We start from the raw sequence: 13,781 nt of genomic DNA, 5'->3' as shown, positions 1-13,781 counted from the left end.
CAGCATCGGGGAAACCCCTGCTGCATTTGCCGTGCGGGCGCGTGTTGTTTTGTTTGAAATACGGTTTCAAAAAACAGTGAATCTATACATCTCCTTTTAAGAGTTTTTCATAATCCTTGGAAACAAGAAGAGTTGGAAGTTTTGCAATATCATTCAATTCAATTTTTATCATCCAGCCCGTCCTAAACGGGTCAGAGTTAACAAGTTCAGGATTTTTTAGAAGACTTTTATTAATTTCAACCACCTTTCCCCCCAAGGGCATAAAAAGGTCGTTGGTTGTTTTAACAGCCTCCACAGAACCAAATATTTCATCGCCCTCGAAGTTTTGCCCAACGTTAGGCAAGTCCACATACACAATCTCTCCAAGCTGGTTTTGCGCAAAGTCGGTAATGCCAATTGTCCCAATACCATCTTCTACTGAAAGCCAGGTGTGTTCTTTAGAATAGTATAATTTTTCGGGAAATTTATTTTAGTTTGCATTTAATAATCTTTCGGCTAAATCATCAGGAAGTGGGCTGCCCTTTATCCCGTTAACTGCCTTATCAATATCGTAGGGTATACGTATAAATTCAACCCTTACAGTATCGGGATGCATTGACGAGCTATCCTCGTAAAGGGTAAGCAATACATAACAGGCCTTTCGATTACCATCTTTGGGCTTGCCGACTGAACCTGTATTAATTATATGCCGGAAATTATCCCCGTCTTTAATAATACGGTGGTACGGTTTATGCGAATGCCCGACACATAATATATCGGCTTTGGCTTCCTTCATCATATCCAGTACATAACTTTCTTCAAGGTCTTCTAGGACATATTCGTTCACGCTTCGGGTGCTGCCATGCGCCATAACAATAGTAAGATGGTCGTTGTTGAGCTGGTATTCTAATCGGAGGTGTGCCGGGAGGGTTGCCAGAAATAGCCTGTTTTGTTCTGAAACCAGTTCATAAGCATAACCGCTGTTTTTTAAATCGTGGTTGCCCCTGATGGCTGCAATACCACGACTGCGAAGCTCATTGATTACCTCATTAGGCCAAATATTGTATCCTATCAGGTCGCCAAGACAATAAATCGCATCGACCTGCTGCCTATCTATAGCTGCCAAAAACGCTTCAAAAGCAGGAAGGTTGGCGTGTACATCGGAAAAGAGTGCTATTTTCATATTAACCGTTTCTAAGCATTGCTGCGTATTCGTTAGGGAGTGGGCTGTTTTCTACCGCCAGTGCTGCTTTTTCAATATCATATTCAAAGCGGATAAATTCCACTTTTATACTATCCTTATCGTTAACAGCACTGTTAGCATCTATATGCAGCAGCACATAACCACCACGGGGGTCTTTGTCTTTCGGTTTCCCTACTGACCCGATATTTATGGCATGGCGATAGTGGCTGGCATCTTCGCTGCCGGAATTTAATACCCTATGGTAAGGCTGGTGGGTATGCCCAAAACATAATACATCGGCATCTGCCTGTTCCATAATACGGAGCATGCTTTTAGCATCACGGTCTTCAAAAAGGTATTCGTTTACGTTGCGTGGGCTGCCATGGACTAACAACACATTCAGTTTTTCATTGTTTAGCTGGTATTCTAAACGAATATGTGCCGGAAGAGTTCGCAGGTAAGCGCGCTGCTCATCGCCAACAATTTCGTTGGTATAAGCTATTGATATTTTGCCCATTGCTTTTTCATCTTCTGTCTTATAGGCACAGCCACAATCATCGCTTGACCGCCCGATACCAAAGTCATAGTTGCCTGCAATAGTTGGGATGCCGCGCCTGCGGATCTCGTCAATTACTTCATTAGGCCATATGTTGTAGCCCACCAAATCCCCAAGGCAATAAATCGCATCGGGCTTGTGCAGCGCAACGTCTGCAAAAAATGCTTCCAGGGCAGGCAGGTTAGCGTGTATATCGGAAAAAAGTGCAATTTTCATCTTAAATCGTTTTTATGTTTTTATTGGTGTAGTATTTTTTACGGAAGTAAAAGGCAAGGTTCACAAGGGCGATAAGCGCAGGCACTTCCACAAGTGGGCCAATAACCCCCGCGAAAGCCTCGCCTGAATTGATACCGAATACCCCAATTGCTACGGCGATGGCCAGTTCAAAATTATTCCCGGTAGCTGTAAAAGCTATTGAGGTGGTACGGCTGTAGTCAGCCCCAAAACCTTTCCCGATAAAGAAACTCATTATGAACATCAGGGCAAAATAGATTACAAGAGGAATTGCTATGCGCACCACGTCCAACGGTATCTGTACAATAAGCTGACCTTTAAGGCTGAACATCACTACAATAGTGAACAGCAGGGCAATAAGTGTAATAGGCGATATGAAGGGAATGTATTTGTCCTGATACCACGTTTCCCCCTTTAGCTTTATTAAGGCGTAACGGCTTATAAAGCCCGCTGCAAAAGGGATTCCAAGGTATATCCCAACACTTTTGGCGATTTCAGCAATACCGATATTTACCGACAATCCGTCCATCCCAAACAAAGGAGGCAACACAGTAATGAAAAAGTAAGCATACACGCTGTACAGCAGTACCTGAAAGATGCTGTTTAGTGCAATAAGGCCAGCGGCATATTCACGGTTTCCTTCTGCCAGTTCATTCCAGACTACCACCATTGCGATACAACGCGCCAGTCCTATAAGGATAAGCCCAACCATGTAAGAGGGATAGTCGCCCAAAAAGGTAATTGCGAGAACAAACATAAGGAGTGGCCCTACTACCCAGTTCAGGAACAGTGATGCGGTCAGCACTTTAGTATCCTTAAATACCTCGCCCATATTCTCATATTTCACTTTTGCAAGCGGAGGGTACATCATTAGGATGAGCCCAACTGCTAAAGGTATATTTGTTGTACCGGTTGAATAGGAATTAATAAACGTTGCCGATGATGGGATAAAATAGCCCACGCTGACACCAATGGCCATCGCTAAAAAAATCCAAAGGGTAAGGTTACGGTCAAGGAAGCCCAGCTTTTTGCGCTCGGCTACAGGAAAACAATTCTTTACAGACATAATAAGGTTAGGGATTAATTACAGCATCCGGTTCACAACAGGCATCAGTATCTTTTGGTTTTTCGGCATAAACGGTTATGCTAAAAATGCCAGCGCCATTGTCTTTGTATCCTGCCAGTTCATCACTGCTTAGGTGTTGCGCCAAAATATCATTGGGAATTGTAATGCTTTTTTCTTTTTGGACACTTATGTTTACAAACCCATTGGCTTTTATCAGTTCCATATAAGCTTGTTTTTGTATGGCACCTGAAACGCATCCGGCATACATTTCTGCACTTTCTTTAAGGGTATCGGGTAATTCCCCTATTAGCACAACATCCGATATACTGAAATGCCCACCGGGTTTAAGCACCCTGTAAATTTCTTTGATAACGCCATCTTTGTTGGGTACAAGGTTCAATACGCAATTGCTTACAATAACATTGGCAACATTAGCTGTTATTGGCATGTGTTCAATATCGCCATAGCGGAACTCAACATTATTGAAGCCCAGTTTCTCGGCATTAGTACGTGCTTTATTAATCATGGCCTCGGTAAAGTCAATACCAATTACCTTGCCTGTTTCCCCGGTTTCTGCCCTTGCGATAAACGCATCATTTCCTGCGCCTGAACCCAGGTCGATTACTACATCACCTTTTTTAATTTTTGCAAACTGGGTAGGCAACCCACATCCCAATCCAAGGTCAGCATCAGCATTGTAGCCCTCCAAATTCGTGTAATCGTCACTCATAATGTTGTACACTTCGGTACTGCATCCTGTTGCACCACAACATGAAGCCTGGTTGTCTTCCTTATCCTGCAAGGCGATTTCACTGTATTTGTTTCTGACCAGTTCTTTTAGGTCTTTTTCTGTATATTCCATATTTTGAAATTTAATTGTTTTATTGCAATATTACGATTGATTTAGGTAAAAAAACACCTAACAACAAGTGTCAGGATTTTTATACGAAGAAAACAGCCCACCAACTTCTTCCTGAAGCTTCGCCCACGCTTTAGGCTCTATACAATAACAAATGCTCACGCCTTCAATGGTGCCTTGTATCAGCCCTGCATTTTTCAACTCTTTAAGGTGCTGTGATATGGTAGGCTGTGCAAGGCCAAGCTCATTCACCAAATCGCCACAAATACAGGCATTAGCTTTTATTATATATTGCAGGATGGCAATACGTGCAGGGTGCGCCATTGCCTTAAGCATTATTGCGAGCCTGTTCTGTTCTTCTGTGAATATTTCTGTCTTTGTTAATCCCATAGTTATATTGCAATATTACGATAAATTTTAAAAGTAGCTATTAAATTTTTAAAATAATCCAAATACCTAATATTCTTATCCCTGATTTTTCCATACTTCAAAACCTTCAAATAAAGATTCAAGTCTTTCAATTTCTATAAAACGGATAAGTTCCACCTTACACTTATATTTAAATCCACGGAAACAACAATATCGGTTCAAAGGAATTTCCACTAAATCCTCCACTGTTTCTAATTCAAGTAATTTAAAAAAGTTGGTCATCCTTTTAGTGAAACAAAAATCGCTTTCCGAAAGTTTCATCTGAAGTTTTGTTGAAGAGTTTACCATGCTACCAACATATTAATCAGTTTATTGGCAAATGTTGAAGCTGCGACGGACCGGTTAAAAAAAAAGGCGCAGGCCACTACACTTACCGGCACTGGGGCACTGGTATACCCGACTCCGAATAAGCGAGCGCCCACGCCATGGCGTGAGCGTCTCTACTTAGTCTCGAAGTCTTTAAAAATTACCAGTTTTCAGTGCCGAGACTTAAAGCAAAAACACTTTAAGATTTTTTCGATATGTTCCCACAAAGATAAAAAAGGATTGCAAAGAAATACAATCCTTTTTCACCTGTTTATAGTTTGAGCCTGAGTTTCTCCAACGGCTGTGCCTTGACTAGATCCGAATTCTTGACTTTTAAAACCTGCGACCTGCCTCCATTTTTCTCGAATACCTCAATGAGCAGCACCTGCCCTTCAGATAGCGTAAAGACATCCAGCAAGTAAATATTACGCTCGGTTGCCTCTCCTCCGACAGGGATTACCGGTCTGTAGTTACGTAATGGCTCCAATATTTTCTCCTGCATCACCGTCCTTTTCGCGACCTTACGGTCGGCTATCTTAAACGTAATAAAGTCAACTGCAAAAGGGACAAATGTTTCATTTTCAATTTCTGTGTGGAAATAATACTTACCGTTATTTACATAGATCCCTTTCAGGCGAAAGGTAATGCCATAGCTGTCTGACCTGATATTTTTGATGGCTTTTTTATTGTTCTTATACAGCGTTTCCATCAATAATCCTGTTAACGAGGCCGGTGTACTTCCCAAATCTTCGAACTGTACATCCGCAGCATCATTTCGCCAAGCCTGGCGTTCACCTTTGCTCAGGTTGTAACTCATTTCGGCCGGAGCAATGCTGTAGCATACGTCAAAACCGTAAAAGCTGCCATCCTCCGTAATCACGGAAAAATTGGTTTGGTCTGCAAATCCCTGTACCGATGCTTTTACCCGAAGGACATTCTCTGCGTCTGCCGCCTTGTCCGCAATTATGTAATCACTCCCCAAATCCACATAACGGATACCCGCCGGAAATATAATATGGGAGGTCTTATCGTAGGTTACCTCAATACTGTAGGGCGGAATAGCCCCAAGGGCTAATGCCTCTGCCTGCTTCACCTGGGCAAATGTTATCAGGGGATTAGTAGCTACAATTATTGCTAATAGGTATTTTATAAACTGTTTCATAATCTTACATTTTAATCTTATTTCTTTTTCGATACCAAATACACCTGGTGCCCTGCCTTAAGGGTTACTTTTTGCGCCCGGACCTTTTTTGAAAAGTAGCCCGAAACCCCTTGTATCACCCCACGGCTCGCATCCGCCACCAACTGCTGGCCTGCTGACCGGTTGATGGTAAAACTGCTACCCGCGGTATTTCCCATATTCGCCAGGGTACCGTTCACAGCCGAAACCTCGGGAGCATAAGGGACATTAAGCCCCTGCTGTCCGTCCAGGTCGTACACCGTAAGGTTGACCGGTAGTATACTGCCGTCTACCTCTATAGATACGACCTGTAGTTGCAGCCTGTTCTGCTGGAATTTAGCCACTGCGCTTAAAATAAAGCCACTCGGTAGGGTTGTTTCCCCGATACGGGCATCCTGTACCAAACGCAATTGCACATTGCTATCGGCGGTTATTTTACCGGTTTGGTGGACACAGGCTTTGATACTGCTGGCCACTATTCCGGTCTCTTCAGGAACTGTGGGTGTCTGGAATCCGTTAAACTCCGCATTGGCAAGACGCGCCCGTGTTACCGAATCTGGAACCTGCCGCTGCAACTGGGAAACGACCGACTTCCTTCCCGGCTGTACCGCCACAAAGTTTTCATCGTCCTTTTTGGTTGCCGTAGACGCTTTCTCCTGATCCACTGGCGCAGTACCACCCGGAAAGTATTTCGCCGCCATCTTAAAGGACTGCTCCATTAGTGCGAGGCGGTCTTCATTGCTGCGCTGCTGTGGTGCTTCCTTGGCTTCCAGCTTTTCTTTCAGGGCTTCGTTTTCCTTACGCAGTGCCTCCTGTCCTGCCTGTGGCTGATAGAAGGTATTCAGGGAACGCTGCATGTTACGATAACTGCTCAGTGCCGGGCTGCCTTTTTGTTTTTCCTGTCCTTCCCTAGCTTCTTTAGGTGCTGTTGTAGCATCTGTTGTAATACTATCTCCAGCGCTGGCGGACTGCCAATAATCCGAAAGGCTCATCATGGCTTCTTTCTTTTGCTGCTCACGTTGCCGCTGCATTTCCTGTTCATAGGCTTTGCCTTTGTCCGTGGGCAGCCCGTCTTCGGAGGCTTGGGGTACGACCTCATTGATCCCTATTTTTATTTCATCCGTTGTTTTACTGCCGGTATCCCTGCCGAAGATAAAATACAGGCAGGCGCCAAAAATTAACCCCATCACGCCAAATAGTATCGGCTTTTTCAAACGCTCTTTATTAAATTGGGGTTTGTCTGCATTTGCAGGGACAGTACCTTCCGTCACCTGCACGCTCGTTTTCTTCTTATCATTTTCCATGTTGCGCTGCTGTTTTAGATTCACTATTCATTTTAGGGTCTTGTCGCACTCTAACGGGGTTCTCAATGTGGTCTACCTTCAGTGCATCCGGCGCGTTTCCAAAAGCCATAATCACCTGAATGACCACAATCAGGGTCAACACACAGTAGCCGCCAAAAGCATACAGTACCAGCTTTCGCCTTTGCTTTTCCGAGAGCTGTTTCCATTGGCGCTCCCATGTTGCTTTACGTGCGTTAATACGTTCTACAAGAGTTTGCATGCTATCGGTATTTAGCGTTCTACGACTTCAACATCCTTGTTCTCCAGTACCCGGAATTGCTCAATATTGAACCCCTGCGGGTTGACATCCGAACGTACCGAATTGACCAGCAGACAGGACGTTATCAGGCTCCTGCGTGTGACGTTGCTGGCACGGATGATGTATTCCCGTGCATAGGTGCGCACACTGTAGGGATAGGTATCAAAGGCGCATTGCACGCTGTCCACCTCAACACGCTGCTGCACATTACCCGATATGATGCGGTTATAATAACCTTTTTCAGAAAGGTCTTTATAATAGTCAAAGGCGCTTTTATCCGCAAGGCTAAAGGCCCGTTTCATGTTGTTTTCAATTGCAGCCTTATCCGGTGCGAGAGTGAAAAAGAGTTCGTGGAAACGCCTTACGTGTTCGCGCGCCTCTACCGGCCGGTTGACCGCGGCATCCTGAGACAAGGCGAGCATTAGCGACTTGCCCTGATCCAATACGTACACCTTCTCGCGTTGTTCCCTGGCAAAACGGTAGGACTCAAAGACGGCGTAGCCGGAAATCCCAAGGCACAATACCGTAAATACGATCGCGTATAACCTGATCTGCCTGAAGCTGTTCTCAATATTCCTTAATGTTTTAAATTCCATAATCAGGATTTTTAAAGATTATTACTTATGCATCAGCCTGCCACCGATGTTTCCGGTTACCGCACCGGTTCCGGCGCCTACCACGTTTCCTGCTTTCTGTGTGGCCTGGTTCACATTACGGGTATAATTGCCCGCGCCTCCCGCCTGTATGATCCAGCCCGTCACCGTTGGTATCGTAAAATACCCGATGATGCCAATGATCATAAAAATGATGTACACCGCATTGGAAGTGTCCGGGATATACGTTGGGTCGGAGAGCATCTCAATATCACGCTCCAGTATCAACGATTGTATCTTGGCCAGCATCGAACTGAACAAGTCGGAAACCGGCAGCCATAAATACACGCTGATGTACCGGGTAAACCACTGCGTCAGCGTGGACTGGAAGCCATCCCATACCGATATGGCAAAGGCAATCGGTCCCAATATCGACAGCACAATCAGGAAAAAAGTCCGTAGGGTATCAATGACCAGCGCCGCAGCATTGAACAGGATTTCCAAGAGCTCCCGGAAGGCATTCTTAATCTGCTGTTCCAGCTGGTACATACCACGTTCCAGGTACATACCCGACATCGTTGCTAAGTCTGATGGTGACCAACCCAGTTCGTCCAGTTGGCGGTCAAACTCTTCATCCGATACCAGGTAGGCCGTCTCCGGGTTGCGCAGCATCGCTTCATGCTCTAACTGGTCTTTTTGTGCCTGCAAGGCATTCAGGTCCAAAACCTGGCCTTCCAGTATGCCGTGGGTTCCCGTGACTATCGGGCTGAGCACCGCGTTTACGGTACCCAATACCATCGTCGGAAAAAACATGATACAAAGCCCCAGGGCAAAAGGCCTGAGCAGTGGGAACAGGTCTATCGGTTCGGCGCGGCTGAGTGCCCGCCAGACATTAAGGGCGACATAAAATAACGCCCCAAGCCCGGCAAGCCCCTTGGCCACAGCCGCCATCTCTGCCGAGAGCGGCATCATCTCGTCATAGAGCGAGCGCAGCACCTCGTGCAGGTTGTCAAACTCAATATCAAGCGCGATCATTTACCAGTATTTTTGGTTGGCACTGCCGTACAATTCCAAAACACGCTGGGTGTCGTTGTGCTTCTTGGCCCTGACGATACTCACGGAAATGTTCTTCTTGGTATAGTAGCGTACCAGGTTGTAATAATGCAGCACGTCTTTATACACACGCTCAATCACGTCCATGCGCTCCTTATCACTGAGCGACATGGAAGTTACACTCACAATCTGGCTCAGGTCATCCAGTAGCCCCGCCGTCTCGTTCAGCAGCTTGCTGTAACCAAAGGCGATGGCGTTTAGTTCTTCCGGTGTGAAATTCGGGTCGTTCATCATCAGCCCGAAACTCGTCACATACATATCAGAAATATCCCCAACCAAAAGCACGGTCTGTTGTACCCTGCGGGCATCCTGTATCAGGTTATTGACGGATTTCAGGGCATCATAATATTCCTTCCCCTGGTTGTACACGTCCTTGATCTTGTTAAAGCTGTCCAGCGTATTGGTAGCCGTAGCCGACGTCTCGGCAATCTGGTTTACCGTATTGATAATTCCCTGCGCCAGGTTGGTAGGGTCACTCACTACCCATTGCGCCCTCATTGGTGCTACAGCCAATAACAAGGCTGCCCACACCGCATACATCATTCTTTTCATCGTTTTGGATTTTATGGTTATTACAGTTGACTTTCACGGCGCTGTGCCGCGATACGCCGGATGGCGAGTTCTACATTGCCGCCCAAAGCTTTGGCCAGCTCCATCACTTCCAACTTTTCGCTTTCTTCTGTGGTATAGGCTAAGTATTCCTCCAGGCTCACTTCGGTTGCATACACTGCCGAGTGCGTGCCACCAAGCCCAATCCAGACTTCCTTATAAAGCCGCGATGGGTCGTTGTTCATGTTGATGGAGAGTACCTGTGCCTTCTCCTTATCGGTCAGCCCCAGCATACTCTGAATATCATCGAACTTGTTCATGTACTTGCGCTGGTCAAGCAGTATCTTACAATCGGAATTGTTGATGATACTTTCCTTGACAATGGGCGACTGGATGATGTCATCGACTTCCTGGGTAACCACAATAGCCTCCCCAAAAAACTTACGTACCGTCTTGAACAGGTATTTGATGTACTCGGCCATGCCTTCCTTGGCAATGGCTTTCCAGGCCTCCTCAATCAGTATGAGCTTACGCACGCCTTTCAGCCTGCGCATTTTGTTGATGAACACCTCCATGATAATGATGGTGACAATCGGGAAAAGGATTTTATGGTCCTTTATCGCATCAATCTCAAAGACTATAAAGCGTTTGGAAAGCAGGTCAAGCTGCTTGTCCGAATTCAGCAAATAGTCGTACTCACCGCCTTTATAGTACGGCTCCAGCACGTTCAGGAAGTTCGCAAGGTCAAAGTCCTTTTCCCGGACTTTCTTTTGCTCCAATACCTTCTTATAGTTGCCCTGCACATATTCATAAAAGCCGTTAAACGATGGGACTACTCCTCCCCTAACCTGTTCAATATAACCGCTTACCGCATTGGATAGTGCAACTTCTTCCGCCCGGGTGGGCGGCTCGTCATCACGTTTCCACAACGTCAGGATTAAGGTTTTGATACTCTCACGCTTTTCGATGTCATAAATGCCATCATCCGTGTAGAATGGGTTGAAAGCAATCGGGTTGTCTTCTGTATAGGTAAAATACACCCCATCATTTCCTTTGGTCTTTCCGTGGATCAGTTCACACAAACCCTGGTAGCTGTTACCGGTATCCACCAACAGCACGTGGGCGCCCTGTTCATAATACTGCCGTACCATGTGGTTGGTAAAAAACGACTTACCGCTTCCTGAAGGCCCCAGTATGAATTTGTTACGGTTCGTGATAACACCGCGCTTCATGGGCAGGTCGGAAATGTCCAGGTGGATGGGGTTGCCCGTCAGCCGGTCCGCCATCTTTAGCCCAAAGGGCGATGGCGAATCCCTATAGTTCGTTTCCTCACTGAAAAAGCATAAGGCCGGTTCAATAAAGGTGTAGAAACTCTCTTCACTCGGGAAATCCCCGGCGTTACCGGGCATACCCGCCCAATACAAGGTGGCTACATCGGTAGTATTGTGACGAGGCTTGCATTCCATTAGTGCCAAGGCACTGCCCGTGTCGTTCTTTACCTGCTTCAGTTCCTGCGGATCGTCCGACCAGGCGATGACGTTGAAGTGTGCCCTGACGGATGACAGCCCATACGAATGGGCTTCATTCAGGTAGCGTTCAATCCATTCCTTATTGATCTGGTTGCTGCGGCTGTAACGTGCCAGCGAGTGCATGTTCCGCGCCGACTTCTCAAATTTTTGCAGGTTGGCCTCGCTATTGTCCAAAAACAAATACTGGTTGTAGATGTGGTTGCAGCTGAGCAGCAGCCCGACGGGCGCTGCAAACGACAGCCGGCAATCACTGCGGTCGGTCGACAGTTTCTCGTACCTCGTATCGGCTGATACCGTACCCGGTAGGTCGTCCGTATCGGATAGCGTGTGCAAACACAGTCGCTTGTTCCCGATACGTACCTCTTCACCGCCAAGGGCGATGTCCTGCATCGGTTCATTGCCACTACGTGACAAAGTCAGGTATTGTTCCAACAGTCCCGGTGCTTCATCGGTCCCGATGATGGCATCCTCCGTCAGCCGTTCCATCTTTACGAGGCCGGAATCGTTTACAATGCGCTCAAACTGGGCCACTGCTTCCATAAACTGGTACACCGCTTCTTTATCCCTCGCTTCCTTCGGGACCAGCCTGCCACGGCACAGCGACGAAAAGTTGCTTTGCATACGCATCCGCTCCTTGGTGGTCTTGGTCAAAAACAGGTAACAGTAATGGTTCAGGAACGGGCGTTCGTTAAAATGCTGTTTGTACGACCTGCCCAAAAAACTCAAGCCTTCCTCATTCAGCTCGGGTGTGTAATTCTCCTTAATATACCAGTCCTGCTTGTGAACGACCGTGTAGTCCGGCAGGGTTTTTACGGCTTTATGCCAAGCCGCATGGAGGGCTTCGTATTCGGCTTGAGCTACGGTAAAGAGTTCCGGCAGGTGTACCGCAAAGCAGGCGGTAATATCGGCATCCTTGCTCAGGATACAGTTTTCTTCCACGGCCAGCAGCGGGAATTTACGTTCCAGTGTAGTGGCTTTGGCTGTGCTTCTCATACCGTTTCCTTTTTAGGATTCGACCGGATGTACCTTCGGATTTGCCTGCGGCAAATAATGTATCTCGGGTGGCGTTTTTTCGCCCTCAGTTTCATCAGCCCGTGCTCGCCGTGCTTTTTGTTCAGCGCGAACGTTTGCCAAATGATTAATCCGGCTCCGCCACCACCAATGCCCATACAACCATAAGAGCCTACATCGGCGATGTAGAGCACCATCACCACAATCAATACGGCTAAGAGCCCGCCTGCGAAAATGAACAGGTACTGCGCCTTAAGCCCCTTGAACTCGACCGTCCTGCCAATACCCTTATTAATGTTATAGCTGTTCATAACATTTGGTTTTACAGGAAGAACGATTGCAGGATGGTAGCCGCCACGATTAAAAAGATACACGCGCCAAACCAGCTGGCTGCCGTTTTACTTGTATCCGGGTCACCGCTACTGAACTTGTTGTACACCTTAACACCTCCAATCAGTCCGACCACAGCCCCAATGGCATAGATAAGCTGTACTGCCGGAGCGAAATACGATGTAACCATCTGGGTGGCTTCCGTGATACCGGCTGAGCCATCTCCCTGGGCGAATGCCCACGATACTGCCAGCAGCAATGCCGCCGTGAACAGTAGTTTTCTGTTTTGATTCTTCATAATATTTACCGAATTAATGGTTGTTAATTACCTGCCAGGTGCAGGGTTAGAGTAAATGTCTGTAGTAAAACAGTAGAGGTTTAGTAATGGCTTTCCGTGGGCATTATTGGCTGTATTGGTCGCGATTTCAGCCAGAAACGAATCCTCTTTTACACATGGACCGATTAAAAGGGCAGACACTGTCTGCCCAATTGAATTGCTAGCTATAAAAGTGTTACTCTTGTGTTATTTACTATATGCGGAGTAATGGAGTAAATTGAACGTGAAAAATCATTCATTAAACAAAAGTTTGAATTTCAAACTTAGAATTTTAAGCACAAAAAAAGGGGATTAAACATAATCCCCTATATCAAAATTCCCTTCATTGTCATTCCGCAGGGCGGAAGAACCTGAATCCGATTCATAGTCGTCAGCCCGGTCAAGTAGTTTTGCTATCTTTTTCGAGGCATCTCCTACGGCGGTTTCCAGCATGTGCATGAGTTCGGTCCCGTCAATTTTTGAAGCTACACTTACCGTGCTCTTTTTTTCAGAAGCCTTAAGCGCTTTGCGCTGAAGCAACTGCCCTACGGCAGCAAGCTCATCATAGGTAACCCCGGTAGCTAAACCCTCCTCAATACGATGTACTGTATTTGCGGCATACCCTTTCATTTCCTCTTCTTCTTCATCCCAGTCGGGTATGCCTTTTTCATCCGGCTCTTCCTGCGGAATCGCGGGTTTTACTTCCCGCTTATTTACATTATCAAAAGTAGAAGTTGCAGGTGTGTTATCGCTGTTTTGGATTTCAGTGGCACGTGTTGGCTCTGCCGGGTGCCCGCCTAGCTTTGGCCTGCCTACAATATCGGGTATCCCAGGTAAGGGATCGTTCTGCGTTTTGTTCGGTTGATTGTTATTTTTGGCCTTTGTCCGTAAGTAAAGTAAGATGGCTATTACCGCCAGAAGCGAGACTATTATTATCTTTTCCATA

General features: G+C 46.4%; 17 protein-coding genes. All 17 read right to left on the bottom strand.

Translation table 11 applies throughout. The annotated features are described in order from the left end of the window. Positions 1-82: 82 nt before the first annotated feature. Positions 83-406, bottom strand: coding sequence for a glycine cleavage system protein GcvH (gcvH, locus tag DYH63_RS05515; RefSeq protein WP_369692843.1), 324 nt, complete (start codon positions 404-406; stop codon positions 83-85). 63 nt (positions 407-469) lie between these two features. Continuing rightward, positions 470-1,162 carry a metallophosphoesterase family protein gene (locus tag DYH63_RS05510; RefSeq protein WP_116787866.1) on the bottom strand — a complete coding sequence of 231 codons (693 nt, stop codon included), beginning with the start codon at positions 1,160-1,162 and terminating at the stop codon, positions 470-472. Between the two features lies 1 nt (position 1,163). Further along, positions 1,164-1,934 (bottom strand): metallophosphoesterase family protein, encoded by a 771-nt coding sequence (locus tag DYH63_RS05505; protein WP_116787865.1) that lies wholly within the window; start codon positions 1,932-1,934, stop codon positions 1,164-1,166. A gap of 1 nt (position 1,935) precedes the next feature. Continuing rightward, positions 1,936-3,018: an ACR3 family arsenite efflux transporter gene (arsB, locus tag DYH63_RS05500; protein WP_116787864.1), complete on the bottom strand. Its 1,083-nt coding sequence runs from the start codon at positions 3,016-3,018 to the stop codon at positions 1,936-1,938. A 7-nt stretch (positions 3,019-3,025) separates the two neighbouring features. After that, a complete protein-coding gene (locus DYH63_RS05495; RefSeq protein ID WP_116787863.1) occupies positions 3,026-3,880 on the bottom strand; it encodes an arsenite methyltransferase in 855 nt (284 codons plus the stop codon). 57 nt (positions 3,881-3,937) lie between these two features. Beyond that, complete coding sequence (locus tag DYH63_RS05490) at positions 3,938-4,267, bottom strand: ArsR/SmtB family transcription factor (RefSeq protein WP_116787862.1); 330 nt, start codon at positions 4,265-4,267, stop codon at positions 3,938-3,940. 75 nt (positions 4,268-4,342) lie between these two features. Then, on the bottom strand, positions 4,343-4,567 hold the full coding sequence (locus DYH63_RS05485; RefSeq protein ID WP_162926936.1) for a hypothetical protein: 225 nt from the start codon (positions 4,565-4,567) through the stop codon (positions 4,343-4,345). A 316-nt stretch (positions 4,568-4,883) separates the two neighbouring features. Next, positions 4,884-5,774 carry a conjugative transposon protein TraN gene (gene traN / locus DYH63_RS05475; RefSeq protein WP_116787859.1) on the bottom strand — a complete coding sequence of 297 codons (891 nt, stop codon included), beginning with the start codon at positions 5,772-5,774 and terminating at the stop codon, positions 4,884-4,886. A gap of 17 nt (positions 5,775-5,791) precedes the next feature. Beyond that, positions 5,792-7,006 carry a conjugative transposon protein TraM gene (traM, locus tag DYH63_RS05470; RefSeq protein WP_162926935.1) on the bottom strand — a complete coding sequence of 405 codons (1,215 nt, stop codon included), beginning with the start codon at positions 7,004-7,006 and terminating at the stop codon, positions 5,792-5,794. 79 nt (positions 7,007-7,085) lie between these two features. Then, entirely contained in the window at positions 7,086-7,355 is a 270-nt protein-coding gene (locus tag DYH63_RS05465) for a hypothetical protein (protein WP_116787857.1), read from the bottom strand. A gap of 11 nt (positions 7,356-7,366) precedes the next feature. Beyond that, positions 7,367-7,990: a conjugative transposon protein TraK gene (traK, locus tag DYH63_RS05460; protein ID WP_116787856.1), complete on the bottom strand. Its 624-nt coding sequence runs from the start codon at positions 7,988-7,990 to the stop codon at positions 7,367-7,369. 21 nt (positions 7,991-8,011) lie between these two features. Continuing rightward, positions 8,012-9,007: a conjugative transposon protein TraJ gene (gene traJ / locus DYH63_RS05455; RefSeq protein ID WP_116790742.1), complete on the bottom strand. Its 996-nt coding sequence runs from the start codon at positions 9,005-9,007 to the stop codon at positions 8,012-8,014. Between the two features lie 15 nt (positions 9,008-9,022). Beyond that, a complete protein-coding gene (locus DYH63_RS05450; protein ID WP_116787855.1) occupies positions 9,023-9,652 on the bottom strand; it encodes a DUF4141 domain-containing protein in 630 nt (209 codons plus the stop codon). Between the two features lie 20 nt (positions 9,653-9,672). Further along, positions 9,673-12,171, bottom strand: coding sequence for a TraG family conjugative transposon ATPase (locus DYH63_RS05445; protein ID WP_116787854.1), 2,499 nt, complete (start codon positions 12,169-12,171; stop codon positions 9,673-9,675). Beyond that, positions 12,168-12,500: a DUF4133 domain-containing protein gene (locus DYH63_RS05440; RefSeq protein ID WP_116787853.1), complete on the bottom strand. Its 333-nt coding sequence runs from the start codon at positions 12,498-12,500 to the stop codon at positions 12,168-12,170. The genes DYH63_RS05445 and DYH63_RS05440 overlap by 4 nt, the downstream gene beginning before the upstream one ends. Positions 12,501-12,511: 11 nt before the next feature. Further along, positions 12,512-12,817 (bottom strand): DUF4134 domain-containing protein, encoded by a 306-nt coding sequence (locus DYH63_RS05435; protein ID WP_116787852.1) that lies wholly within the window; start codon positions 12,815-12,817, stop codon positions 12,512-12,514. A gap of 330 nt (positions 12,818-13,147) precedes the next feature. After that, the gene (locus tag DYH63_RS05430; protein WP_116787851.1) at positions 13,148-13,780 is read right to left on the bottom strand and encodes a hypothetical protein; all 633 of its coding nucleotides are present in this window, start codon (positions 13,778-13,780) and stop codon (positions 13,148-13,150) included. Between the last annotated feature and the right edge of the window lies 1 nt (position 13,781).

The organism is Flavobacterium psychrotrophum, assembly GCF_003403075.1.
Taxonomy (GTDB): domain Bacteria; phylum Bacteroidota; class Bacteroidia; order Flavobacteriales; family Flavobacteriaceae; genus Flavobacterium; species Flavobacterium psychrotrophum.
This window is presented reverse-complemented; position numbering and strand designations above follow the sequence as displayed.

Coding starts and splice junctions, on each gene's coding strand:
- DYH63_RS05440 (WP_116787853.1), bottom strand. CDS start 12,500: ATGAACAGCTATAACATTAATAAGGGTATTGGCAGGACGGTCGAGTTC.
- traK (WP_116787856.1), bottom strand. CDS start 7,990: ATGGAATTTAAAACATTAAGGAATATTGAGAACAGCTTCAGGCAGATC.
- DYH63_RS05435 (WP_116787852.1), bottom strand. CDS start 12,817: ATGAAGAATCAAAACAGAAAACTACTGTTCACGGCGGCATTGCTGCTG.
- traN (WP_116787859.1), bottom strand. CDS start 5,774: ATGAAACAGTTTATAAAATACCTATTAGCAATAATTGTAGCTACTAAT.
- DYH63_RS05490 (WP_116787862.1), bottom strand. CDS start 4,267: ATGGGATTAACAAAGACAGAAATATTCACAGAAGAACAGAACAGGCTC.
- DYH63_RS05495 (WP_116787863.1), bottom strand. CDS start 3,880: ATGGAATATACAGAAAAAGACCTAAAAGAACTGGTCAGAAACAAATAC.
- DYH63_RS05510 (WP_116787866.1), bottom strand. CDS start 1,162: ATGAAAATAGCACTCTTTTCCGATGTACACGCCAACCTTCCTGCTTTT.
- arsB (WP_116787864.1), bottom strand. CDS start 3,018: ATGTCTGTAAAGAATTGTTTTCCTGTAGCCGAGCGCAAAAAGCTGGGC.
- DYH63_RS05445 (WP_116787854.1), bottom strand. CDS start 12,171: ATGAGAAGCACAGCCAAAGCCACTACACTGGAACGTAAATTCCCGCTG.
- DYH63_RS05450 (WP_116787855.1), bottom strand. CDS start 9,652: ATGAAAAGAATGATGTATGCGGTGTGGGCAGCCTTGTTATTGGCTGTA.
- DYH63_RS05505 (WP_116787865.1), bottom strand. CDS start 1,934: ATGAAAATTGCACTTTTTTCCGATATACACGCTAACCTGCCTGCCCTG.
- DYH63_RS05430 (WP_116787851.1), bottom strand. CDS start 13,780: ATGGAAAAGATAATAATAGTCTCGCTTCTGGCGGTAATAGCCATCTTA.
- DYH63_RS05485 (WP_162926936.1), bottom strand. CDS start 4,567: ATGAAACTTTCGGAAAGCGATTTTTGTTTCACTAAAAGGATGACCAAC.
- DYH63_RS05465 (WP_116787857.1), bottom strand. CDS start 7,355: ATGCAAACTCTTGTAGAACGTATTAACGCACGTAAAGCAACATGGGAG.